At 71.1% G+C, this 20,253-nt stretch carries 20 protein-coding genes; 12 read left to right on the plus strand and 8 right to left on the minus strand.

Features of this window, described 5'->3' with window-relative positions; translation table 11 throughout:
- Window positions 1-5 precede the first annotated feature (5 nt).
- Window positions 6-1,145 carry a transaldolase gene (gene tal / locus ACW14Y_RS28945; RefSeq protein WP_375979951.1) on the minus strand — a complete coding sequence of 380 codons (1,140 nt, stop codon included), beginning with the start codon at window positions 1,143-1,145 and terminating at the stop codon, window positions 6-8.
- Between the two features lie 90 nt (window positions 1,146-1,235).
- On the minus strand, window positions 1,236-3,332 hold the full coding sequence (gene tkt / locus ACW14Y_RS28950) for a transketolase (RefSeq protein WP_380308059.1): 2,097 nt from the start codon (window positions 3,330-3,332) through the stop codon (window positions 1,236-1,238).
- A gap of 508 nt (window positions 3,333-3,840) precedes the next feature.
- On the opposite strand from tkt, the gene ACW14Y_RS28955 reads away from it, so the two are divergent.
- Window positions 3,841-4,782 (plus strand): heme o synthase, encoded by a 942-nt coding sequence (locus ACW14Y_RS28955; RefSeq protein WP_380308061.1) that lies wholly within the window; start codon window positions 3,841-3,843, stop codon window positions 4,780-4,782.
- Window positions 4,783-4,863: 81 nt separating this feature from the next.
- Here ACW14Y_RS28955 and ACW14Y_RS28960 read toward each other — a convergent pair whose 3' ends face one another.
- Complete coding sequence (locus ACW14Y_RS28960) at window positions 4,864-5,505, minus strand: DUF2461 domain-containing protein (RefSeq protein ID WP_456983844.1); 642 nt, start codon at window positions 5,503-5,505, stop codon at window positions 4,864-4,866.
- 72 nt (window positions 5,506-5,577) lie between these two features.
- On the opposite strand from ACW14Y_RS28960, the gene ACW14Y_RS28965 reads away from it, so the two are divergent.
- Window positions 5,578-5,916: a hypothetical protein gene (locus ACW14Y_RS28965; RefSeq protein WP_327074319.1), complete on the plus strand. Its 339-nt coding sequence runs from the start codon at window positions 5,578-5,580 to the stop codon at window positions 5,914-5,916.
- 86 nt (window positions 5,917-6,002) lie between these two features.
- On the opposite strand, the gene ACW14Y_RS28970 is transcribed toward ACW14Y_RS28965, so the two are convergent.
- Window positions 6,003-6,989, minus strand: coding sequence for a COX15/CtaA family protein (locus tag ACW14Y_RS28970; RefSeq protein WP_456983846.1), 987 nt, complete (start codon window positions 6,987-6,989; stop codon window positions 6,003-6,005).
- A gap of 274 nt (window positions 6,990-7,263) precedes the next feature.
- On the opposite strand from ACW14Y_RS28970, the gene ACW14Y_RS28975 reads away from it, so the two are divergent.
- Window positions 7,264-8,664 (plus strand): choice-of-anchor A family protein, encoded by a 1,401-nt coding sequence (locus tag ACW14Y_RS28975; RefSeq protein WP_456983847.1) that lies wholly within the window; start codon window positions 7,264-7,266, stop codon window positions 8,662-8,664.
- A 333-nt stretch (window positions 8,665-8,997) separates the two neighbouring features.
- Complete coding sequence (locus tag ACW14Y_RS28980) at window positions 8,998-9,753, plus strand: LAETG motif-containing sortase-dependent surface protein (RefSeq protein ID WP_380308067.1); 756 nt, start codon at window positions 8,998-9,000, stop codon at window positions 9,751-9,753.
- Between the two features lie 99 nt (window positions 9,754-9,852).
- Here the strand turns inward: ACW14Y_RS28980 and ACW14Y_RS28985 are convergent, their stop codons facing one another.
- Together ACW14Y_RS28985 and ACW14Y_RS28990 are read right to left on the minus strand one after the other, a co-directional pair.
- The gene (locus tag ACW14Y_RS28985) at window positions 9,853-10,572 is read right to left on the minus strand and encodes an ABC transporter permease (RefSeq protein WP_266315769.1); all 720 of its coding nucleotides are present in this window, start codon (window positions 10,570-10,572) and stop codon (window positions 9,853-9,855) included.
- A gap of 41 nt (window positions 10,573-10,613) precedes the next feature.
- Window positions 10,614-11,540, minus strand: coding sequence for an ABC transporter ATP-binding protein (locus tag ACW14Y_RS28990; RefSeq protein WP_380311986.1), 927 nt, complete (start codon window positions 11,538-11,540; stop codon window positions 10,614-10,616).
- Between the two features lie 164 nt (window positions 11,541-11,704).
- Between ACW14Y_RS28990 and ACW14Y_RS28995 the strand changes: the two genes are divergently transcribed.
- The 8 genes from ACW14Y_RS28995 (at window position 11,705) to ACW14Y_RS29030 (ending at window position 18,505) form a co-directional block, all read left to right on the plus strand.
- Window positions 11,705-12,550 (plus strand): helix-turn-helix transcriptional regulator, encoded by an 846-nt coding sequence (locus ACW14Y_RS28995; RefSeq protein ID WP_380311984.1) that lies wholly within the window; start codon window positions 11,705-11,707, stop codon window positions 12,548-12,550.
- A 9-nt stretch (window positions 12,551-12,559) separates the two neighbouring features.
- On the plus strand, window positions 12,560-13,975 hold the full coding sequence (gene sufB, locus ACW14Y_RS29000; RefSeq protein WP_380311981.1) for a Fe-S cluster assembly protein SufB: 1,416 nt from the start codon (window positions 12,560-12,562) through the stop codon (window positions 13,973-13,975).
- A 61-nt stretch (window positions 13,976-14,036) separates the two neighbouring features.
- Complete coding sequence (gene sufD / locus ACW14Y_RS29005) at window positions 14,037-15,269, plus strand: Fe-S cluster assembly protein SufD (protein ID WP_380311979.1); 1,233 nt, start codon at window positions 14,037-14,039, stop codon at window positions 15,267-15,269.
- Between the two features lie 5 nt (window positions 15,270-15,274).
- A complete protein-coding gene (locus ACW14Y_RS29010; RefSeq protein ID WP_030394948.1) occupies window positions 15,275-15,592 on the plus strand; it encodes a bifunctional 3-phenylpropionate/cinnamic acid dioxygenase ferredoxin subunit in 318 nt (105 codons plus the stop codon).
- 6 nt (window positions 15,593-15,598) lie between these two features.
- On the plus strand, window positions 15,599-16,363 hold the full coding sequence (sufC, locus tag ACW14Y_RS29015; protein ID WP_030394947.1) for a Fe-S cluster assembly ATPase SufC: 765 nt from the start codon (window positions 15,599-15,601) through the stop codon (window positions 16,361-16,363).
- 26 nt (window positions 16,364-16,389) lie between these two features.
- Window positions 16,390-17,637, plus strand: coding sequence for a cysteine desulfurase (locus tag ACW14Y_RS29020; RefSeq protein WP_380311988.1), 1,248 nt, complete (start codon window positions 16,390-16,392; stop codon window positions 17,635-17,637).
- Between the two features lie 17 nt (window positions 17,638-17,654).
- A complete protein-coding gene (gene sufU, locus ACW14Y_RS29025; protein ID WP_030394945.1) occupies window positions 17,655-18,104 on the plus strand; it encodes a Fe-S cluster assembly sulfur transfer protein SufU in 450 nt (149 codons plus the stop codon).
- A gap of 23 nt (window positions 18,105-18,127) precedes the next feature.
- Window positions 18,128-18,505 carry a metal-sulfur cluster assembly factor gene (locus ACW14Y_RS29030; protein ID WP_360016362.1) on the plus strand — a complete coding sequence of 126 codons (378 nt, stop codon included), beginning with the start codon at window positions 18,128-18,130 and terminating at the stop codon, window positions 18,503-18,505.
- 226 nt (window positions 18,506-18,731) lie between these two features.
- Here the strand turns inward: ACW14Y_RS29030 and ACW14Y_RS29035 are convergent, their stop codons facing one another.
- Both ACW14Y_RS29035 and ACW14Y_RS29040 read right to left on the minus strand, forming a co-directional pair.
- Window positions 18,732-19,595, minus strand: coding sequence for a hypothetical protein (locus tag ACW14Y_RS29035; protein ID WP_380386971.1), 864 nt, complete (start codon window positions 19,593-19,595; stop codon window positions 18,732-18,734).
- Between the two features lie 162 nt (window positions 19,596-19,757).
- Window positions 19,758-20,189 carry an NUDIX hydrolase gene (locus tag ACW14Y_RS29040; protein WP_380308879.1) on the minus strand — a complete coding sequence of 144 codons (432 nt, stop codon included), beginning with the start codon at window positions 20,187-20,189 and terminating at the stop codon, window positions 19,758-19,760.
- Window positions 20,190-20,253: the final 64 nt, after the last annotated feature.

Raw genomic sequence — 20,253 nt, forward strand, 5'->3', positions numbered from 1 at the left:
GGGGGTCACTTCTCGTCGGCGAAGGAGGCGAGCGAGGCGGTGACGGTGTCGAGCAGCTCGTTCCAGGACTGCTCGAACTTCTCGACGCCCTCGTCCTCCAGCACCTGGACGACGTCGTCGTAGTCGACGCCCGCGGCGGCGATGGCGTCCATCACGGCCTTGGCATCGGCGTAGTTGGGGACGATGGTGCCGCCGGTGACCACGCCGTGGTCGTCGGTGGCGTCCAGGGTGGCCTCGGGCATCGTGTTGACGGTGCCGGGGGCGACCAGCTCGGTGACGTAGAGGGTGTCCGGCAGCGCCGGGTCCTTGACGCCGGTGGAGGCCCAGAGCGGACGCTGCGGCTTGGCGCCGGCGGCCTCCAGGGCGACCCAGCGGGCGTTGCCGGCGCTCTTGCCGTCCACGCTGCCGAAGACCTCCTCGTACGCCTGGTAGGCGAGGCGGGCGTTGGCCAGCGCGGCCTTGGAGCGGAGGTCCTTGGCGTCGCCGCCGATCTTCTCCAGGCGCTTGTCGATCTCGGTGTCCACGCGGGACACGAAGAAGGAGGCGACCGACTCGATCTGGGAGAGGTCCAGGCCCTTGGCCTTGGCGGCCTCCAGGCCGGTCAGGTAGGCGTCCATGACGGCCTTGTAGCGCTCCAGCGAGAAGATCAGCGTGACGTTGACGCTGATGCCCTTGCCGATGACCTCGGCGATCGCGGGCAGACCGGCCTTGGTGGCGGGGATCTTGATGAAGACGTTCGGGCGGTCGACCAGCCACCACAGCTGCTTGGCCTCGGCCACCGTGGCGGCGGTCTCGTGGGCCAGCCGCGGGTCGACCTCGATCGACACCCGGCCGTCGCGGCCGTTGGAGGCGTCGTAGACCGGGCGCAGCACGTCGGCGGCGTCCCGGACGTCCGAGGTGGTGATCATGCGGACGGCCTCGTCCGTGGTGACCTTGCGGACGGCGAGGTCCTTCAGCTGGCCGTCGTAGGAGCTGTCGCCGCCGCCGATGGCCTTCTGGAAGATGGTGGGGTTGGTGGTCACGCCCACCACGTGCTTGTGCTGCACCAGCTCGGCGAGGTTGCCGCTGTTCAGCCGCTTGCGGCTGAGGTCGTCCAGCCAGATCGCCACGCCTTCGTCGCTGAGGCGCTTCAGTGCGTCGGTCATGGTGCTTCAGTCCTTACGTCTTTTGCTGCTGTGGGGTGTGTGGGGCGGGCCGGGGAGCCGATGTGCGGTCGGCGCCCCGGCCCGGTACCGCTAGCGGTTGACGGCCTCGAGCGAACGCAGGGCGTTGTGGGCCTCGGCGACGACGCGCTCGGCGGTGATGCCGAACTCCTCGAACAGCACCTGGTAGTCGGCGGAGGCGCCGAAGTGCTCCAGCGAGACGATCCGGCCGTGGTCGCCGACCAGCTCGCGCCAGCCCTGGGCGATGCCGGCCTCGACCGAGACGCGGGCCTTGACCGACGGCGGCAGCACGCTGTCGCGGTAGGCCTGGTCCTGCTCCTGGAACCACTCGAAGGACGGGATCGAGACGACGCGGGTGGCGATGCCCTCGGCCTCCAGGACCTCGCGGGCCTTGACGGCCAGCTGGACCTCGGAGCCGGTGCCGAGCAGGATCACCTGCGGGGTGCCGCTGGAGGCCTCGGCCAGGATGTAGCCGCCCTTCGCGGTGCCCTCGGCGGAGCCGTACACCGTGCGGTCGAAGGTCGGGACGTTCTGGCGGGTGAGCGCCAGGCCGACCGGGCCGGGGTGGGTGGTCTGGCGCTCCAGGACGGTGCGCCAGGCGACGGCGGTCTCGTTGGCGTCGGCCGGGCGGACCATGGCCAGGCCCGGGATGGCGCGCAGCGAGGCCAGGTGCTCGACCGGCTGGTGGGTCGGGCCGTCCTCGCCGAGGCCGATGGAGTCGTGCGTCCACACGTAGGTGACCGGCAGCTTCATCAGGGCGGCCAGGCGGACGGCGGGGCGCATGTAGTCGGCGAAGACCAGGAAGGTGCCGCCGAAGACGCGGGTCTTCCCGTGCAGCGCGATGCCGTTCATGGTGGAGCCCATGGCGTGCTCGCGGATGCCGAAGTGGATGGTCCGGCCGTAGGGGCCGGCCGACTTCAGCGGGTTGCCCTCGGGGAGGAAGGAGCTGTCCTCCTCGATGGTGGTGAGGTTGGACTCGGCGAGGTCGGCCGAGCCGCCCCACAGCTCCGGGATCACCGCGCCGAGGGCCTTCAGGGTCTCGCCGCTGGCCTTGCGGGTGGCGACGGCCTTGCCGGCCTCGAAGACCGGGACGGCCTTCTTCCAGCCCTCGGGCAGCTCGCCGGCCGTGATGCGGTCGAACTCGGCGGCGCGGTGCGGGTTGGCGGCGCGCCAGGCGTCGAAGGACTTCTCCCACTCGCCGCGGGCGGCCTTGCCGCGCTTGACGACCAGTCGGGCGTGCTCGATGACCTGGTCGCTGACCTCGAAGGACTTCTCCGGGTCGAAGCCCAGGACCTTCTTGGTGGCGGCGATCTCGGCGGCGCCGAGCGCGGAGCCGTGGGCCTTGGCGGTGTTCTGGGCGTCCGGGGCCGGCCAGGCGATGATCGTGCGCATAGCGATCATCGACGGGCGGGAGGTCTCGGCCTTGGCCGCGGCCAGGGCCTCGGCGAGCGCCGCGACGTCGATGTCGCCGTTGGACTTCGGCGTCACGCGCTGGACGTGCCAGCCGTACGCCTCGTAGCGCTTGAGGACGTCCTCGGAGAAGGCGGTCTCGGTGTCGCCCTCGATCGAGATGTGGTTGTCGTCGTAGAGCGCGACCAGGTTGCCGAGCTTCTGGTGGCCGGCGAGCGAGGAGGCCTCGGCGGAGATGCCCTCCTCCAGGTCGCCGTCGGAGACGATGGCCCAGACTGTGTGGTCGAACGGCGACTCGCCGGCCGCGGCGTCCGGGTCGAACAGGCCGCGCTCGTAGCGGGCGGCCATCGCCATGCCCACGGCGTTGGCGATGCCCTGGCCGAGCGGGCCGGTGGTGGTCTCGACGCCGGCGGTGTGGCCGTGCTCGGGGTGACCGGGGGTACGGCTGCCGGCGACCCGGAAGGCCTTGAGGTCGTCGAGCTCCAGGCCGTAGCCGGAGAAGTAGAGCTGGGTGTAGAGCGTCAGACTGGTGTGCCCGGGGGAGAGGACGAACCGGTCACGGCCGGCCCAGGCCGGGTCGGTCGGGTCGTGGCGCAGGAAGCGCTGGAAGATCAGGTAGGCGGCGGGGGCCAGCGACATGGCCGTCCCCGGGTGTCCGTTGCCGACCTTCTGAACCGCGTCCATCGCCAGGACCCGGGCCGTGTCGACGGTCCGGTCGTCGAGGTCCGACCACTCGAATGCATTCGGCGTCGTGCTCACCCTGTCTCAGGGCTCCTTCCATGTTGAAGAGTGACCCCGTGAGGGACCGGGTCGGCCACGTCGCTGGGGCCGGACGCTGGGTGGTGCCGGTCACGGAGGGTAGATCCCGCTTCTGTGGGCGAGCCTACCGTCCGGCCTGGGGCTCACCCTCCGTGGTGGGAGAACCCTGGCATGTTGGCAGTCATTCCCCGGACATTTCGTGGACGACCGTGCGACCTGAGGTCCGGTCCCTTTGTCCACCCTCGCCCGGATCCGTCCGGTTCGCCTCTCCGGCGCGCGGGACGGGGGACCGGGGGTCCGGGTGGGTCCGGGAGCGGCGTCGGGGACAACGTTCCTGGTCGGGGCGGCGGGGGTTCACCCGGGGGTGTGCGTTCCGCCCCGCCGGGGCACCCCGGGGCCGGTGGGGAGATATGGAGCGTCTAAGGTGGCGTGGTACGCGCAGAGCGGACGATTCGGGAACAACGTTCCGGTGGCCGCCTGTGAGGATTCATCTTCAGTTGGGGTGTTAGTGACCGCCGTCGAATCCCGTCCCGCCGGGGTCACCGGGGCGACGCCTGCGCACCGGCCGTTCGGGGCCCGTGTCGGCGCCTTCGTCGCACTGACCAAACCGCGGATCATCGAGCTGCTGCTGATCACCACGGTGCCGGTGATGTTCCTGGCGGAGCGCGGGGTGCCGAACCTCCTGCTGGTGCTGGAGGTGGTCATCGGCGGTTACCTCTCGGCGGGTGGCGCCAACGCCCTCAACATGTACATCGACCGCGACATCGACGCGGTGATGTCCCGCACCGAGCGCCGGCCGATCGTCACCGGCATGGTGTCGCCGCGCGAGGCGCTGGTGTTCGGCATCGCGCTCGGCGTCCTGTCGACGGTCTGGCTGGGCGTCCTGGTCAACTGGCTGTCCTCGGCGCTGGCGCTGGGCGCGCTCCTCTTCTATGTGTTCGTCTACACGCTGGGGCTGAAGCGCCGCACCGCGCAGAACATCGTCTGGGGCGGCATCGCCGGCTGCATGCCGGTCTTCGTCGGCTGGGCGGCGATCACCAATTCGCTCTCCTGGTCGGCGCTGGTGCTGTTCCTGGTGATCTTCTTCTGGACGCCGCCGCACTACTGGCCGCTGTCGATGAAGGTCCGTGAGGACTACGCCCGGGCCGGGGTGCCGATGCTGCCGGTGATCAAGGGCAACCTGGCGGTGGCCAAGCAGATCGTCGCCTACTCCTGGGTGATGGTGGCGGTCTCGATGCTGCTGTGGCCGCTGGCCGACACCAGCTGGCTGTACCCGACCGCCGCGGTGGTGCTGGGCGCGTTCTGGCTGAAGGAGGCGCACGCGCTGTACGGGCGGGCGAAGTCCGGTGTGGTCGGCGCCAAGCTGAAGGAGATGCGGCTGTTCCACTGGTCGATCACCTATCTGACGCTGCTGTTCGTGGTGATCGCGGTGGACCCGTTCGTGAAGTGACGCGGTGACGCAGACGTGAGGAAGGGCCCCGGTCGAGTCGACCGGGGCCCTTCGCGTTCCTGGCGGCGGGGCGGACAGGCCCTAGCGGTCGGGCAGCTCGGAGGGGCCGACATGGCCGTCCAGCCAGTCCTTGAGCGGCTGCGAGGCGCGCAGGAAGCCGGTGATCCGCTCGTACGCGGCGCGGGTGCCCAGCCAGGGCTCGGGGGCCCACTCCTGCCAGGCGATCAGGCCCTTGTGGCGGAGCAGTTCGATCCGCGGGTGGTCCTTGGGGTAGCCGCGCGGGGCGGACTTCAGGGAGTCCCGGCCGACCACCTCGGGGCCGGCCCGGCGGACCCGGGCGGCCACCCGCTCCAGCTCGGCGCCGGAGACGTCCTCGGCGACCGAGGCCCGGTAGCGGTCCAGCTGGTCGGGCGCGAGCCGGTACAGCCCGTTGCCGCAGGCCAGGCCGTCGGCGGAGAGCTGGACGTAGCCGCCGGCCGCCAGATGGGCGCCGATGTGCGTCTTGTACGGGGACTTGTCGGCGCTGAACCGCACGTCGCGGTTGGGCCGGAAGATCCTGCCCGGCCCGAACTCGGGCTCCAGCTCGTCCAGCAGCCGTTCCATCGGCTCCCGGACGGCCTGCTCGTACCGGTCCTTGTGGGACTGCCAGAAGGTCTTGGAGTTGTCGGCCTCGAGGTGCTCGTAGAAGTCGAGCGCCTCGGCCGGCCAGCCGTCGAAGGTCACCCCACCAGTATGTGGCCCGGTGCACACGGCGCTCCCGTCGCCAGCCCTCCTACCGCTCGGTAGCATGCGGGCATGAGCAGCGCAGAGACCGCCACCCCCGCCGCGCCGGACGCCCGTGCCGAGCGCCGTGCCAAGCGCATCGCCAAGCACCTGACCGCCTTCGCCGCGGCGCACGGCGGCAGCGCCGACGGCGTCGTCGAGTACGTCGGCGCGGTCGCCACCCGGATCGTCGTGGTCGGCGCCGACGGCGCCTGGGGCGACCAGGTCGCGCCCAGCTACGCGGTCGGCCGCCGGGCCGCCGAACTGGCCGGGGTCACCCTGCACGACAACTTCGAGGGCGAACTCGGCCTGAAGGTGCGCACCGGCGCGTACGAGTGGAAGCGGATGGCCGGCATCCAGATCGGCGGCTGACCCCGCCGCGTCGCAGACGGTCAGGGCCCCGGTCTCCAGGAGACCGGGGCCCTGCTGCGTGCTGCGTGGCTCGCGGGGTGCCGGGGTCAGGCGGTCGCGGGCTGGGGGGTCCGGGTGGGGGGCGCGGCCGGGGCCGGGGTGTCCTCGCGGGTGCGGAGGGCGAGCGGGATGCGCAGGGCGGCGATCCAGATCAGGGTGGCGCCCAGCATGTGCAGGCCGACCAGGAGCTCCGGGACGTCGGTGAAGTACTGGACGAAGCCGATCACGCCCTGGAGCAGCAGGCCGACCAGCAGCTCGCGGGCCCGGGCCCGGGCGGCCGGCGGGGCCTTGACGGCGGCGAACACGAAGACCACCGCGATCGAGAGGCCGATCGAGAGGAACGCCAGGTCGGCGTGGGCCTGGGCGAGGCGGTCGTAGTCCAGCGGGATCCGCGGGACCATCTTGTTGTCCTTGGGGGTCCCGGGGTGGTGGCCGGCGCCGGTGACCAGGGTGCCGACGGCCACCAGCAGGCCGATCACGCCGACCAGGGCGTAGGAGAGCCGCTTGATCGGCTCGGCCACCAGCGGGCGGGCCGGGCCGTCGCCCTCCTTGGACCGCTCCCACATCTGGGTCGCGACCCAGACCAGGGCCATCGCGGCGATCAGGTGCAGTGCCACCGTGTACGGGTTGAGGCCGGTCAGCACGGTGATGCCGCCGAGCACGGCGTTGCTCATCACCAGCCAGAACTGGGCCCAGCCGAGCTTGGTCAGGCCGCGCCGACGGGGCCGGGCGCAGCGCGCGGCGACGATCGCCCAGCCGACGGCGGCGCTCAGCACGTAGGTGAGCATCCGGTTGGTGAACTCCACGACGCCGTGGAAGCCCATCTCGGCGGTCGGGGTGAGGCTCTCGTCGGTGCACCTCGGCCAGGTGGTGCAGCCGAGGCCGGAGGCGGTGAGGCGGACGGCACCGCCGGTGACGACGATCACCACGCTCATCACCAGCGCGGCGAACGCGGCGCGCTTGACCATGGCGGCGGAGGGCTGCCAGCGCTCGGCGAGCAGGGAGAAGGGGGTGGTGTTAGGCACGGCGTCCATGGTATGCGGCCTTACAGCCGATCTTGGGGCGGGGGCTCGGGCGTCGGTCGGACGGGTGTCGGCGGGCCTTCGCGGGTGTCGGTGGGTGCCCGCCGGGCGGCCGGTGTCGACTTGGCGGCAAAACCACCGAGGGCATGGCGGGGCAAAGCGGATCATTCGGGCAATGCAGTCATTGGTCTTGACCAATTGCCTACATGGCCGAAAGAGTGCGGTTTGGTCCATACCTTTTTCAGGACCCCTCCCACACCCCCGCACGCAAGCGGAGATCCTGCACATGCGCATATCCGTTCCCGCCGCAGCGCTCGCGCTCGGCGGATCGCTCGTTCTGGCCGGGCTCGTCGCCCCGGCCGCCGCCCAAGCCGCCCCGAACCAGTGCCTGAGCCTCGGGGTCGCCAACCTCTACGGGGAGTTCGTCGAGGGCGACGACACCCACACGCCGGACGCCGAGGGTGCGGTGGCGGTCGGCGGCAACGCCGACTTCACCGGCGGCTTCTCGGTCGGACAGGAGCTGACCCCCGAGCAGGTGAAGGCGCTGCCGGGCGGCAACGCCCTGGTCGTCGCCGGCAAGATCACCGGCCACAACACCCAGGTGATGAAGGGCAACGGCGTCTACGGCTCGAAGGCCGAGGGCGCCGTGGTCCAGGCCCACCAGGGCACGATCGCCCAGGGCAAGTCGCCGATCGACTTCGCCGCCGAGTTCGCCCGGGCGCGCGCCGTCTCCACCACGCTCGCGGGTCAGCCGCAGACCGCCGGTGCCACGGTCGAGGCCAAGGGCAAGGGGCTCTACCTCACCGGTGGCGACGCCGCCTTCAACAGCTTCACCGTCTCCGCCGCCGTCCTCCAGGGCGCCACCGAGATCTATGTGAAGGTGCCGGCCGGCTCGGTCACCGTGGTCACCGTCACCGGCGACTCCTACGACATGGCGGCCGCGAAGACCACCGGCTTCTTCCTCTGGGACGAGGGCAAGAAGGCCTACGTCCTGGACGACAAGCTGCAGAGCGCGCACGGCGGGGCGGTCCGCTCCAAGCTGCTCTGGAACTTCCCGACCGCCACCAAGGTGGTCAAGAGCAGCCTGGCCGCCTGGTCCGGCACCGTGCTGGCGCCGAACGCGGCGCTCGACCTCGGTTCGGCGGCCCCGGTGAACGGCTCCGTCATCGTCAAGTCGCTGACCGGCAAGGGCGGTGCGGAGACGCACCACTACCCGTTCACCGGCTGCCTGCCGACCACGCCGCCCACCACGCCCCCGACGACGCCGCCGGTGACGCCGAGCACCCCGCCCACCACGCCGCCGGTGGTGCCGCCGACCGGTACGCCGTCGGCGAGCGTCACCCCGAGCACGCCGGGCTCCACCGGGACCCCGAGCACGCCGCCGACCACCCCCGGCACGACCGGCACCCCGGCGCCCTCGGTGACCCCGAGCGCCTCGGGCAGCCCGTCCGTTCCGGCCACCGCCAGGCCGAGCGGGTCGGCGAGCCCGTCCGCGAGCGCGTCCGCCACGGCGGCCGTGCCGGGCGCCTCGGCGTCCCCGTCGGCCGGTGCCGTCACCGAGGGCGGCCTCGCCCACACCGGTTCCGGTCCGGTCGTGCCGCTGACGATCGCCGGTGCCCTGGCCCTCGCCGCCGGTGGCGCGCTGGTCCTGGTGGCGCGTCGGCGCAAGGCGGCCGGCCTGGTCTGACCCGTCGCGGTCCGCTTCGCACCATTGGAAGGCGCGTGACCCGTTCTGCTCCTTCAGGCACCCCTGATGATCGAAAATGATCATCAGGGGTGCAGTCTTTCGGCCACCCTGACGGTGTCCATTCGGGTCGGCAGCAGCGGCGTCGCCCGAGCTGACGGGCCTGCGGGGCCGCCGAAGCACATCCGAATGTCACCGGAAAGTCGAAATCCGGACGTGCAGCGGGGTGTGGAGCGACAGGGGGCTGCCGGTAGAGTCCCCCGGACAGTCGTGGCGGGCCACCGCTGTTCCACTCAATGCGCCTGCTGCACAAGACCGTTCGGAGGGAACTACGAAATGGCGCGACAGCGGCGGCAGATAGGCCTCGGCAGTGCGGCGATCGCGGGAACGGCCGTGGCGGCCGTCCTGCTGCCGGTGGCGCTGGCGACCAGTGCCTCGGCCCACGTCCCGACCTGGCAGGTCACCTGCGACAAGATCGTGATCGACCTCGCCAACTACAGCGACAAGACCGGCGTCAAGAACGCCGTCAGCCTGACCGTCGACGGCGAGAAGGTGCTGGACCAGAAGGAGTTCGGCAAGACCTTCAAGCAGACCTTCCCGGTGAAGGACCACAGCGCGCCGATCAAGGCCACGCTCGTGGTGACCACCACCGAGGACCCGAAGAACCAGGACTGGAACAAGACGGAGACGAAGACGATCGAGGTCTGCGCGACCCCGACGCCCACTCCGACGCCCACTCCGACCGTCACCCCGACGCCCACGCCGACCCCCACGGCGACGGTGACGCCCACCCCGACGCCCACCGCGACGGTGACGCCGACGCCGAGCCCCACCGCCACGGTGACGCCGACCCCGCCCCCGGTCACCCCGACCGTGACGCCGAGCCGGCCGGCCACGCCCACGTCCAGCCCGTCGACCGCGGCGCCCGTTCCGCCCAAGACCTCCTCGCCGACCCCGGCCGGCCCGGCGCTCGCCGCGACCGGTAGCAGCGACGCCACCCCGGTCATCGCGGCCGTCGGCGGAGGTGTCGTGCTCCTCGGCGGCGCGCTCGTCCTGCTCGCCCGCCGCCGTCGCGGCAGCGACCAGGGCTGAGGTACGGCGCTGCGCGCACCCAGGCGGTAGTGACGCCGACGGCCCCCGGTTCAGCTGAACCGGGGGGCCGTCGGCGTTGTGTCGCGTGGCCGGGCGGGCCTACTCCCAGCGGAAGAAGCGCGCGGCGGCGGCGAGGCCGAGGACGGCCCAGCCGCCCAGCAGGCCGAGGTCGGCCCACGGCACCCCGGCGCCGTCCTGGAGCACCGAGCGCAGGCCGTCCGAGAGCGCGGCGATCGGCAGCAGCTCCAGGACGGACTGCGCCGCCGCCGGGAACTTCGACAGCGGCACGACCACCCCGCCCGCGAGCAGCAGCAGGACGAAGACCAGGTTGGCGGCCGCCAGCGTGGCCTCCGCCTTCAGCGTGCCGGCCATCAGCAGGCCGAGCCCGGAGAAGGCGGCGGTACCGAGCACCAGCAGGGCGGCCACGGTGAGCGGGTTGCCGTGCGGCGACCAGCCGAGGGCGAGCGCGATTACCGACAGCAGCGCCACCTGGAGCGCCTCGGTGACCAGGACGCAGCCGGTCTTGGCGGTCAGCAGCGCCCAGCGCGGCAGCGGGCTGGCGCCCAGCCGCTTCAGCACGCCGTAGCGGCGTTCGAATCCGGTGGCGATGGCCTGCCCGGTGAAGGCGGTCGACATCACGGCGAGCGCGAGCAGTCCCGGCGCGAGGAAGTCGACCCGCTTTCCGGGCCCCTCGACGGCGACGATGTCCACCGCGGAGAAGAGCACCAGCAGCACCGTCGGGATGACCACGGTGAGCAGCAGCTGCTCGCCGTTGCGCAGCAGCATCCGGGTCTCGAACGCCGTCTGGGCGAGCAGCATCCGGCCGACCGGCGCCGCTCCGGGACGGGGGGAGTAGTCGGTCACGAGCGCAGGTCCCGTCCGGTCAGGTCGAGGAAGACGTCTTCGAGGCTGCGGCGCTGCACCGCGAGCCGCTCCGGGAGGATGCCGGAGGCCGCGCACCAGGCGGTGACGGCGGCGAGCAGCTGCGGGTCGACCGGGGCCTCGACGCGGTAGCTGCCGGGGGAGGGCTCGGCGGCGGTGGCGCCCTCGGGCAGCTCCTTGAGCAGGGTGGTGAGGTCGAGGCCGGGCGGGGCGTCGAAGCGCACGCTCGACTCGGCGCCGCCGCGGCACAGCTCCTCCGGGGTGCCGCCGGCGATCACCCGGCCGCGGTCGACGATCGCGACCCGGTCGGCGAGCTGCTCGGCCTCGTCCATGTGGTGGGTGGTGACGACCACGGTGACGCCGTCCCGGCGCAGGTCGCGGACCAGCTCCCAGGTGGCGCGGCGGGCCTGCGGGTCGAGGCCGGCGGTGGGCTCGTCCAGGAAGACCAGTTCGGGGCGGCCGACCACGGCCATCGCCAGGGCGAGCCGCTGCTGCTGGCCGCCGGAGAGCCGGCGGTAGGTGGTGCGGCCGCAGGAGCCCAGGCCGAGCCGTTCGACCAGCGCGTCCACGTCCAGCGGGTCGGCGTGCAGCTTCGCGGTGTGCCGGAGCATCTCGACGGCGCGGGCGCCCGCGTACACGCCGCCGGACTGGAGCATCACGCCGATCCGGGGGCGCAGCTCGGCGTTCTGCGCGACCGGGTCGAGGCCGAGGACCCGGACGGTGCCGGCGTCGGGGCGGCGGTAGCCCTCGCAGGTCTCGACGGTGGTGGTCTTGCCGGCGCCGTTCGGGCCGAGCACGGCGGTGACGGTGCCCCGGTCGATGCGCAGGTCGAGACCGTCCACCGCGGTCTTCTCGCCGTAGCGCTTGACCAGCCCGGTGATCTGGACCGCGGGTTCGGATTGCATGCCTGTGAGTCTAAGAGGGGCCAACGGATGGCCCCGACACCGGGTTTGGTGATCATTTCCGCAGGTCAGGTAAGGCTAACCTGCGTGACAGATGCCACGGGTGAGGTGTGGGTCACGGCTTGTCCTGCCGGAAGTAATTACGCAACACTGGTGTTGTGAAAAACATGCGCGAGCACTCCACGCAGCAGGAGGCCGAGTCGGCCCCCGGCTGTGCCGTGCCCGCGACGGCGGCAGAGGTGCTGCTGGAGGGCCATCGGGCCACCCGGGACCGGGTCGCCCGGTCGATCCTGGACCACGGCCCCTCCTCCGCCGCCGACCTGGCCAGCAGGCTCGGTCTGACCACCGCCGCCGTCCGCCGTCACCTGGACGGCCTGACGGCCGCCGGTCTGGTCGAGTCCCGCGAGCAGCGGGTCTACGGCAGCCGCGGCCGGGGCCGCCCGGCCAAGGTCTTCGCCCTGACCGACGGCGGTCGCGACGCCTTCTACCAGGCGTACGACCAGCTCGCCGCCGACGCCCTGCGCTGGATCTCCGACGCGGTCGGCGGCGGCAAGGCCGGGGAGGAGGCGGTCGCCGCCTTCGCCCGGGCCCGGTTCGGCCGGCAGGCGGAGAAGTACGGGGAGGCCCTCAGCTCCGCCGGAGCGGGCGAGCGCACCGAGGCACTGGCCCAGGCGCTCAGTGCCGACGGGTACGCTGCCACGGTGCGGCGGGTCCCGTCGGCCGCGGCCCAGGCCCCGGCGGGCGCGCAGCTCTGCCAGCACCACTGCCCGGTCGCGCACATCGCCGAGCAGTTCCCGCAGCTCTGCGAGGCGGAGACCGAGGTCTTCTCCCAGTTGCTGGGCACCCATGTGCAACGGCTGGCCACCATCGCCCACGGCGACGGGGTCTGCACGACCTATGTGCCGGCACCCGGTGCCGCATCGTCGCCCGCCCTGCGCACCGCCGCGGGCCGGGACACCGATGCCGCGCCGACTGCCGGTACGTCCACCGATGATTCAGCGTCCGCGCGTTAGGAAGCTCGCATGACTGACACCGTTTCGCACCCCGAGCTCGACGGCCTGGGCAACTACGAGTACGGCTGGGCCGACCCGGACGTCGCCGGCGCCGGGGCCAAGCGTGGGCTCAGCGAGGACGTGGTCCGCGACATCTCGGCGAAGAAGAACGAGTCCGAGTGGATGCTGAACCTGCGTCTCAAGGGCCTGAAGCTGTTCGGCAAGAAGCCCATGCCGACCTGGGGCTCCGACCTCTCCGGCATCGACTTCGACAACATCAAGTACTTCGTCCGCTCCACCGAGAAGCAGGCGGAGTCCTGGGAGGACCTGCCGGCGGACATCAAGGCCACCTACGACAAGCTGGGCATCCCGGAGGCGGAGAAGCAGCGCCTGGTCGCCGGTGTCGCCGCCCAGTACGAGTCCGAGGTCGTCTACCACCAGATCCGCGAGGACCTGGAGGAGCAGGGTGTCATCTTCCTGGACACGGACACCGCGCTCAAGGAGCACCCGGACCTGTTCCACGAGTACTTCGGCACCGTCATCCCGACCGGTGACAACAAGTTCGCCGCGCTGAACACGGCCGTGTGGTCCGGCGGCTCCTTCATCTACGTGCCGAAGGGTGTCCACGTCGACATCCCGCTCCAGGCCTACTTCCGGATCAACACCGAGAACATGGGCCAGTTCGAGCGGACGCTGATCATCGTCGACGAGGACGCCTACGTCCACTACGTCGAGGGCTGCACCGCGCCGATCTACTCCTCGGACTCGCTGCACTCCGCGGTCGTGGAGATCATCGTCAAGAAGGGCGGCCGCTGCCGCTACACGACCATCCAGAACTGGTCGAACAACGTCTACAACCTGGTCACCAAGCGCGCCGTGGCGTACGAGGGCGCGACCATGGAGTGGGTGGACGGCAACATCGGCTCCAAGGTCACCATGAAGTACCCGGCCGTCTACCTGATGGGCGAGCACGCCAAGGGCGAGACCCTGTCGATCGCCTTCGCGGGCGAGGGCCAGCACCAGGACGCCGGCGCCAAGATGGTGCACATGGCGCCGAACACCTCCTCCAACATCGTCTCCAAGTCGGTGGCGCGCGGCGGCGGCCGGACCTCCTACCGGGGTCTGATCGAGATCGGCGAGGGCTCCAAGGGCGCCAAGTCCAACGTGCTCTGCGACGCGCTGCTGGTCGACACCATCTCCCGCTCGGACACCTACCCCTACGTGGACGTCCGCGAGGACGACGTGTCCATGGGCCACGAGGCGACCGTCTCCAAGGTCAGCGAGGACCAGCTCTTCTACCTGATGAGCCGCGGCATGACCGAGTTCGAGGCCATGGCGATGATCGTCCGCGGCTTCGTCGAGCCGATCGCGCGCGAGCTGCCGATGGAGTACGCGCTGGAGCTGAACCGGCTGATCGAGCTGCAGATGGAGGGCTCCGTCGGCTGACCCGCCGACCGCCCGCCGTCCATCGACCATTTTTTTGAGGAAGAGAGCACAACGAACAGCCATGGCTGACGTCCAGAACAACTCCGGCTCCACCACCGCCGGTTCGATCGAGGTCGGCACCGCCGGTGCCGGCGCCCAGCTCGCCGGTCCCGGCACCGGCCGGGACAGTGTCCGCCAGCCGATCGACGCGCGCGTCGCGGTGGCGCCGTCCTTCGACGTCGCGGACTTCCCGGTGCCCACCGGCCGCGAGGAGGACTGGCGGTTCACCCCGATGCACCGCCTCGGCGGCCTGCACGACGGAACCGCCGCCACCGCCGACAAGGGCGAGGACAAGGTCGAGCTGAGCCTGCCCGAGGGGGTCACCGCCGAGACCGTCGGCCGTGACGACGCCCGCCTCGGCAAGGCCGGCAAGCCGGTCGACCGGGTCGTCGCGCAGGCGTTCAGCGCCTTCGAGCAGGCGCTCGTGGTCACCGTCCCCAAGGAGACGGTGCTCACCGAACCGGTGCGGATCGACGTGCACGGCGAGGGCGGCACCCGCTTCGCGCACGTGGTCGTCGACGTCAAGCCGTTCGCCGAGGCCGTCGTGGTGATCAACCACACCGGCACCGGCACCCGGGCCGCCAACGTCGAGCTGCTGGTCGGGGACGGCGCCAAGCTGACCTTCGTCTCGGTCCAGGACTGGGACCGCGACGCGGTGCACGTGGCCCAGCAGACCGCGCTGATCGGCCGCGACGCCTCGCTGAAGTCCGTCGTCGTCACCTTCGGCGGCGACGTGGTCCGGATCCACCCGCGGGTCAACTACGCCGCTCCCGGGGGCGAGGCCGAGCTGCTCGGCCTCTACTTCGCCGACGCCGGCCAGCACCTGGAGCACCGTCTGGTCATCGACCACGACACCCCGCACTGCCGCTCCAACGTCGTCTACAAGGGCGCGCTGCAGGGCAAGGACGCGCACGCGGTGTGGATCGGCGACGTGCTGATCCGCGCCGCCGCCGAGGGCACCGACACCTACGAGCTCAACCGCAACCTGGTGCTCACCGACGGTGCCCGGGTCGACTCGGTGCCGAACCTGGAGATCGAGACCGGCGAGATCGTCGGCGCCGGCCACGCCTCCGCCACCGGCCGCTTCGACGACGAGCAGCTCTTCTACCTGCGCTCCCGCGGCATCCCGGCCGACGAGGCCCGCCGCCTGGTGGTGCGCGGCTTCTTCGCCGAGCTGGTCCAGCAGATCGGTGTCACCGAGATCCAGGACCACCTCATGGAGAAGATCGAGGCCGAGCTGGAAGCGGCGGTCTGACACCCATGAGCTTCCTTCGCGCCTGTGCGCTGAGCGAACTGGCTGAGGACGTGCCCAAGCGCGTCGACCTCAACGGCGTACCGGTCGCCGTCGTCCGCACCGACGAGGGGGTGTTCGCGGTCAACGACATCTGCTCGCACGCGAACGTCTCGCTGTCCGAGGGCGAGGTCGAGGACTGCATGATCGAGTGCTGGCTGCACGGCTCCAGCTTCGACCTGCGCACCGGCAAGCCCTCCGGCCTGCCCGCCACCCGGCCGGTCGCTGTCTACCCCGTAAAGATCGAAGGGGACGATGTGCTCGTCTCCGTCAACCAGGAGTCCTGAGTACACATGGCTACCCTTGAAATCCGCGACCTGCACGTCTCCGTCGAGGCCGAGAACGGTCCCCGGGAGATCCTGAAGGGCGTCGACCTGACCGTGAAGCAGGGCGAGACCCACGCCATCATGGGTCCGAACGGCTCCGGCAAGTCCACCCTGGCCTACTCCCTGGCCGGTCACCCCAAGTACACCGTCACCGGCGGCTCGGTGCTGCTGGACGGCGAGGACGTCCTGGAGATGTCCGTCGACGAGCGCGCCCGGGCCGGCGTCTTCCTGGCCATGCAGTACCCGGTCGAGGTCCCCGGCGTCTCGGTCTCCAACTTCCTGCGCACCGCCGCCACCGCCGTCCGCGGCGAGGCCCCCAAGCTGCGGCTGTGGGTGAAGGAGGTCAAGGAGGCGATGGCCGCCCTCCAGATGGACCCGGCGTTCGCCGAGCGCAACGTCAACGAGGGCTTCTCCGGCGGCGAGAAGAAGCGCCACGAGATCCTCCAGCTGGAGCTGCTCAAGCCCAAGGTCGCGATCCTCGACGAGACCGACTCCGGCCTGGACGTCGACGCGCTGCGGGTCGTCTCCGAGGGCATCAACCGGGTCCGTTCCACCGGGGAGGTGGGCACCCTCCTGGTCACCCACTACACCCGCATCCTGCGGTACATCAAGCCCGACCACGTCCACGTCTTCGCGGGCGGCCGCATCGTCGAGTCCGGCGGCGCCGAGCTGGCCGACAAGCTGGAGGCGGAGGGCTACGAGGCCTATGTGAAGGGTGGCGCGTCCGAGTGACCTCTTCCACGCACGAGTCGGCGGTCCTGTCGGGCCTGCTCGACACCGACGCGATCCGCAAGGACTTCCCGGTCCTGCAGCGGCTGCTGCACGACGGCAAGCCGCTGGTCTACCTGGACAACGCGGCCACCTCGCAGAAGCCCCGCCAGGTGCTCGACGCCCTGAACGCCTACTACGAGCGGCACAACGCCAACGTCCACCGCGGCGTGCACGTGCTCGCCGAGGAGGCCACGGCGCTGTACGAGGGCGCCCGGGACAAGGTCGCGGCGTTCGTCAACGCGCCGAGCCGCAACGAGGTGGTGTTCACCAAGAACGCCTCCGAGTCGCTCAACCTGGTCGCCAACATGCTGACCTGGGCGGACGAGCCGTACCGGGTGGACGCCGAGTCCGAGATCGTCATCACGGAGATGGAGCACCACTCCAACATCGTCCCGTGGCAGCTGCTCTCGCAGCGCACCGGCGCGAAGCTGAAGTGGTTCGGGCTGACCGACGAGGGCCGGCTCGACCTGTCCAACATCGACGAGCTGATCACCGAGAAGACCAAGGTGGTCTCCTTCACCCTGGTCTCCAACCTGCTGGGCACCGTCAACCCGGTCGAAGCGATCGTGCGCAAGGCCCAGTCGGTCGGCGCCCTGGTCGTGATCGACGCCTCGCAGGCCGCCCCGCACATGGTGCTGGACGTCCAGGCGCTGGAGGCCGACTTCGTCGCCTTCACCGGCCACAAGATGCTGGCGCCGACCGGCATCGGCGTGCTCTGGGGCCGCCAGGAGCTGCTGGAGGACCTCCCGCCGTTCCTCGGCGGCGGCGAGATGATCGAGACCGTCACCATGGGCTCGTCCACCTACGCCCCGGCGCCGCACAAGTTCGAGGCCGGCACCCCGCCGATCGCCCAGGCGGTCGGGCTGGGCGCGGCCGTCGACTACCTGACCGGTATCGGCATGGAGCGGATCGCCGCCCACGAGCACGCCATCACCGAGTACGCGATCGAGCGCCTGCTGGAGGTCCCGGACCTGCGGATCATCGGCCCGCGCACGGCCGTCGACCGCGGTGCGGCGATCTCGTTCACGCTGGGCGACATCCACCCGCACGACGTGGGCCAGGTGCTGGACGAGCAGGGCATCGCCGTGCGCGTCGGCCACCACTGCGCGCGGCCGGTCTGCCTGCGGTACGGAATTCCCGCGACCACGCGGGCGTCGTTCTACCTGTACTCGACTCCGGGTGAGGTCGACGCGCTCGTGGAGGGCCTCCACCACGTCCGGAACTTCTTCGGCTGAGGACGGGGCACGCGACCATGAAGCTCGACTCGATGTACCAGGACATCATCCTGGACCACTACCGCAACCCGCACGGCAAGGGGCTGCGGGACGGTGACGCCGAGGTGCACCACGTCAACCCGACGTGCGGCGACGAGATCACCCTGCGGGTGAAGCTCGACGGCTCCACCGTGGTGGACGTCTCCTACGAGTCCCAGGGCTGCTCGATCAGCCAGGCCAGCGCCTCGGTGCTGAACGACCTGGTGGTCGGCAAGACCGTGGGCGAGGCCCAGGCGGTCCAGGAGGCGTTCCTGGAGCTGATGCAGAGCAAGGGCCAGGGCGAGGGCGACGAGGAGGTGCTGGAGGACGCGGTCGCGTTCGCCGGCGTCTCCAAGTACCCGGCCCGGGTCAAGTGCGCCCTGCTCAGCTGGATGGCCTGGAAGGACGCCACCGCCAAGGCCCTCGCCGAGCACCCCGCCACCGACTGACACCGCAGAGGAGGACACCCGCCATGACCGAAGAGACCACCTCCCCCGCGGAGGAGACCGCCCCGACCGGCCCGGTCGGCACCAGCGCCGGCACCGTCTCCGTCGAGGACCTCACCGAGGCCCTGATGGACGTCGTCGACCCCGAACTGGGCATCGACGTCGTCAACCTGGGCCTGATCTACGGCGTCCACATCGACGACGCCGACGTGGCCACCATCGACATGACCCTCACCTCGGCGGCCTGCCCGCTGACCGACGTGATCGAGGACCAGGCCAGGACCGCCACCGACGGCCTGGTCAAGGACCTGCGGATCAACTGGGTCTGGATGCCGCCGTGGGGCCCCGACAAGATCACCGACGAGGGCCGCGACCAGCTCCGCGCCCTGGGCTTCAACGTCTGACCCGACCTGGGCCATTCGTTGACTCGCCTGCCGCTGCCGCGCGAACCGCAAGGTTCGCGCGGCAGCGGTGTTTTCGGGGGGCACCCGCGTGGGATGTCCGGCGTTGAGCAGCTCTACCGCCGTTCCCCACCGTCCACCCCCCACCCGCCTCCCGGCGGGTGCCCACCCCCGGCCCGGCCGCGTGCCGCCCGGCCGGGCGGCACGCGGTGCTGAGGGGTCGCGTATCTCAGGCGGCGATGTGTGCGGGCCGTCCGCCGGTCATCGCGGAGCGCAGGGCGGTTCGGACTCGGGCGGCGCCTGCGGTTGCCACCTCTGCCCCCTTGCCGATCGTGAGGGCGCCGGTTGTCAGACCGGCGCACGGGCGGCAGATGCCCGGCCGGGGCACTGGGTCGTGGCACTTGGCGCACTCGGCGTACCGGGCCGGTGGCCGTGCGGCGGACTGGGCGGGCGGCATCTTGTGCTCCAGCCGGTAGCGGATGACGGCCGCCGCCGAGTGCATCGGGGTGGGCAGGCCCGGCAGCAGGGCCTGAGCGAGGTCGGCCGGGGTGCTGCCGCGCTCCAGCCACTGTGCGACCAGGGGCGCGAGTTCGGCGGCCTCGGCCTCGCCCAGGCGCAGGCGTGGTTCGGGCCGGATCACGCGGAACAGGGTGGCCACGGCTTCGCGGACCTCTTCGGCCTTGCTGTCGTCGGCCGAACTCGCGGGGAGGGAGGGTTCTTTGCGCCGGTTCTTAGGAGGAGGGCTGTCAGTGTGCCCGGCACCCGCTCCACCGGATGCCGGACGGGTGGCATCCGGCGAGGACCAAGGCGTGTCGTACACGTGGGTCTCGGTGCGGATGGTGCCGTCCGGCATCCGGATCTTCTCGACGCGGTAGTAGCCCGCGTCGGTCAGCTCCTTCAGGGCCTTGCGGATCGCGCCGCGCCCCTGCGGGCTGCTGTCGGCCATGTGCCGGCCGTCCTCCCGCCAGCCGTCGGGGCGGGAGAGGAGGTCCGCGAGCAGGCCGCGGGCGGTGTAGGAGAGCCGTCGGTACTGCAGGACGGCGTTGGGCAGCACGGTGAAGTTGCGCACGTGGGCGCTACGATGGACTCGCATCGGGAGTGATGGCTCCTGTTGCCGGACCCCGGAGCGTTGGCGCGCTGCCGGGGTCGCCTTTTTCTCTTTGAGTACGGAACGTACCACGGTATTTGACGCACCGTGAGGCGCTTTTGACACCCAGTGAGAGTCTGGCGTACGGACGCGGCGACCGGTCGGCGGCTACCCGGCGGCGAGGAGTTCACCGCGTTCGACGGCCGCGCGGAGAACCGCGGCGATCTCCTGGGGCAGGAGGTTGATCGCGTCGATGGCTTCGGTGGTGAGGGGGATCTCCTCCAGGAGGTAATCACCTCGGCCCTCCTCGCTGAACTCGGGCCCGGTGCGGTCCTCGAAGCTCCACTTCTCGATGGTGGCGAGGTAGAAGTCCTCGTGGTCGGTGTCGGTTTCGATGGTGCGGAGGTGGCGGACGATCCGCGGCTCGCCGGCGATCTCCTCGCGGACCTCGCGCAGCAGAGCCTGCTCGGGGCTGGTGTCGGTCGGCTCGATCTTGCCGCCGACGATCACCCAGTACGGGTCGACGCCGGGGCGGATGCGCTTGATCAGCAGCGTGGTGTTGTTCGGGGTGACGAGGACGGCGCGGACGCGGTGCTGCACGGTGGTCTCTTCCTGTTCGGTGGCGTGGGGCGGTGAGCGGAGAAGCTTGCCATACGTGCAAGGA

Source organism: Kitasatospora sp. cg17-2 (assembly GCF_054031055.1).

Excerpts from the sequence above, each read along its gene's own strand:
- ACW14Y_RS28980 (WP_380308067.1), top strand. The coding sequence starts at position 8,998 with ATGGCGCGACAGCGGCGGCAGATAGGCCTCGGCAGTGCGGCGATCGCG.
- sufD (WP_380311979.1), top strand. The coding sequence starts at position 14,037 with ATGGCTGACGTCCAGAACAACTCCGGCTCCACCACCGCCGGTTCGATC.
- ACW14Y_RS29035 (WP_380386971.1), bottom strand. The coding sequence starts at position 19,595 with ATGCGAGTCCATCGTAGCGCCCACGTGCGCAACTTCACCGTGCTGCCC.
- ACW14Y_RS28975 (WP_456983847.1), top strand. The coding sequence starts at position 7,264 with ATGCGCATATCCGTTCCCGCCGCAGCGCTCGCGCTCGGCGGATCGCTC.
- ACW14Y_RS29030 (WP_360016362.1), top strand. The coding sequence starts at position 18,128 with ATGACCGAAGAGACCACCTCCCCCGCGGAGGAGACCGCCCCGACCGGC.
- tal (WP_375979951.1), bottom strand. The coding sequence starts at position 1,145 with ATGACCGACGCACTGAAGCGCCTCAGCGACGAAGGCGTGGCGATCTGG.
- sufB (WP_380311981.1), top strand. The coding sequence starts at position 12,560 with ATGACTGACACCGTTTCGCACCCCGAGCTCGACGGCCTGGGCAACTAC.
- sufU (WP_030394945.1), top strand. The coding sequence starts at position 17,655 with ATGAAGCTCGACTCGATGTACCAGGACATCATCCTGGACCACTACCGC.
- ACW14Y_RS28965 (WP_327074319.1), top strand. The coding sequence starts at position 5,578 with ATGAGCAGCGCAGAGACCGCCACCCCCGCCGCGCCGGACGCCCGTGCC.
- ACW14Y_RS28985 (WP_266315769.1), bottom strand. The coding sequence starts at position 10,572 with ATGCTGCTCGCCCAGACGGCGTTCGAGACCCGGATGCTGCTGCGCAAC.
- ACW14Y_RS28990 (WP_380311986.1), bottom strand. The coding sequence starts at position 11,540 with ATGCAATCCGAACCCGCGGTCCAGATCACCGGGCTGGTCAAGCGCTAC.
- ACW14Y_RS28995 (WP_380311984.1), top strand. The coding sequence starts at position 11,705 with ATGCGCGAGCACTCCACGCAGCAGGAGGCCGAGTCGGCCCCCGGCTGT.
- ACW14Y_RS28970 (WP_456983846.1), bottom strand. The coding sequence starts at position 6,989 with ATGGACGCCGTGCCTAACACCACCCCCTTCTCCCTGCTCGCCGAGCGC.
- ACW14Y_RS29010 (WP_030394948.1), top strand. The coding sequence starts at position 15,275 with ATGAGCTTCCTTCGCGCCTGTGCGCTGAGCGAACTGGCTGAGGACGTG.
- sufC (WP_030394947.1), top strand. The coding sequence starts at position 15,599 with ATGGCTACCCTTGAAATCCGCGACCTGCACGTCTCCGTCGAGGCCGAG.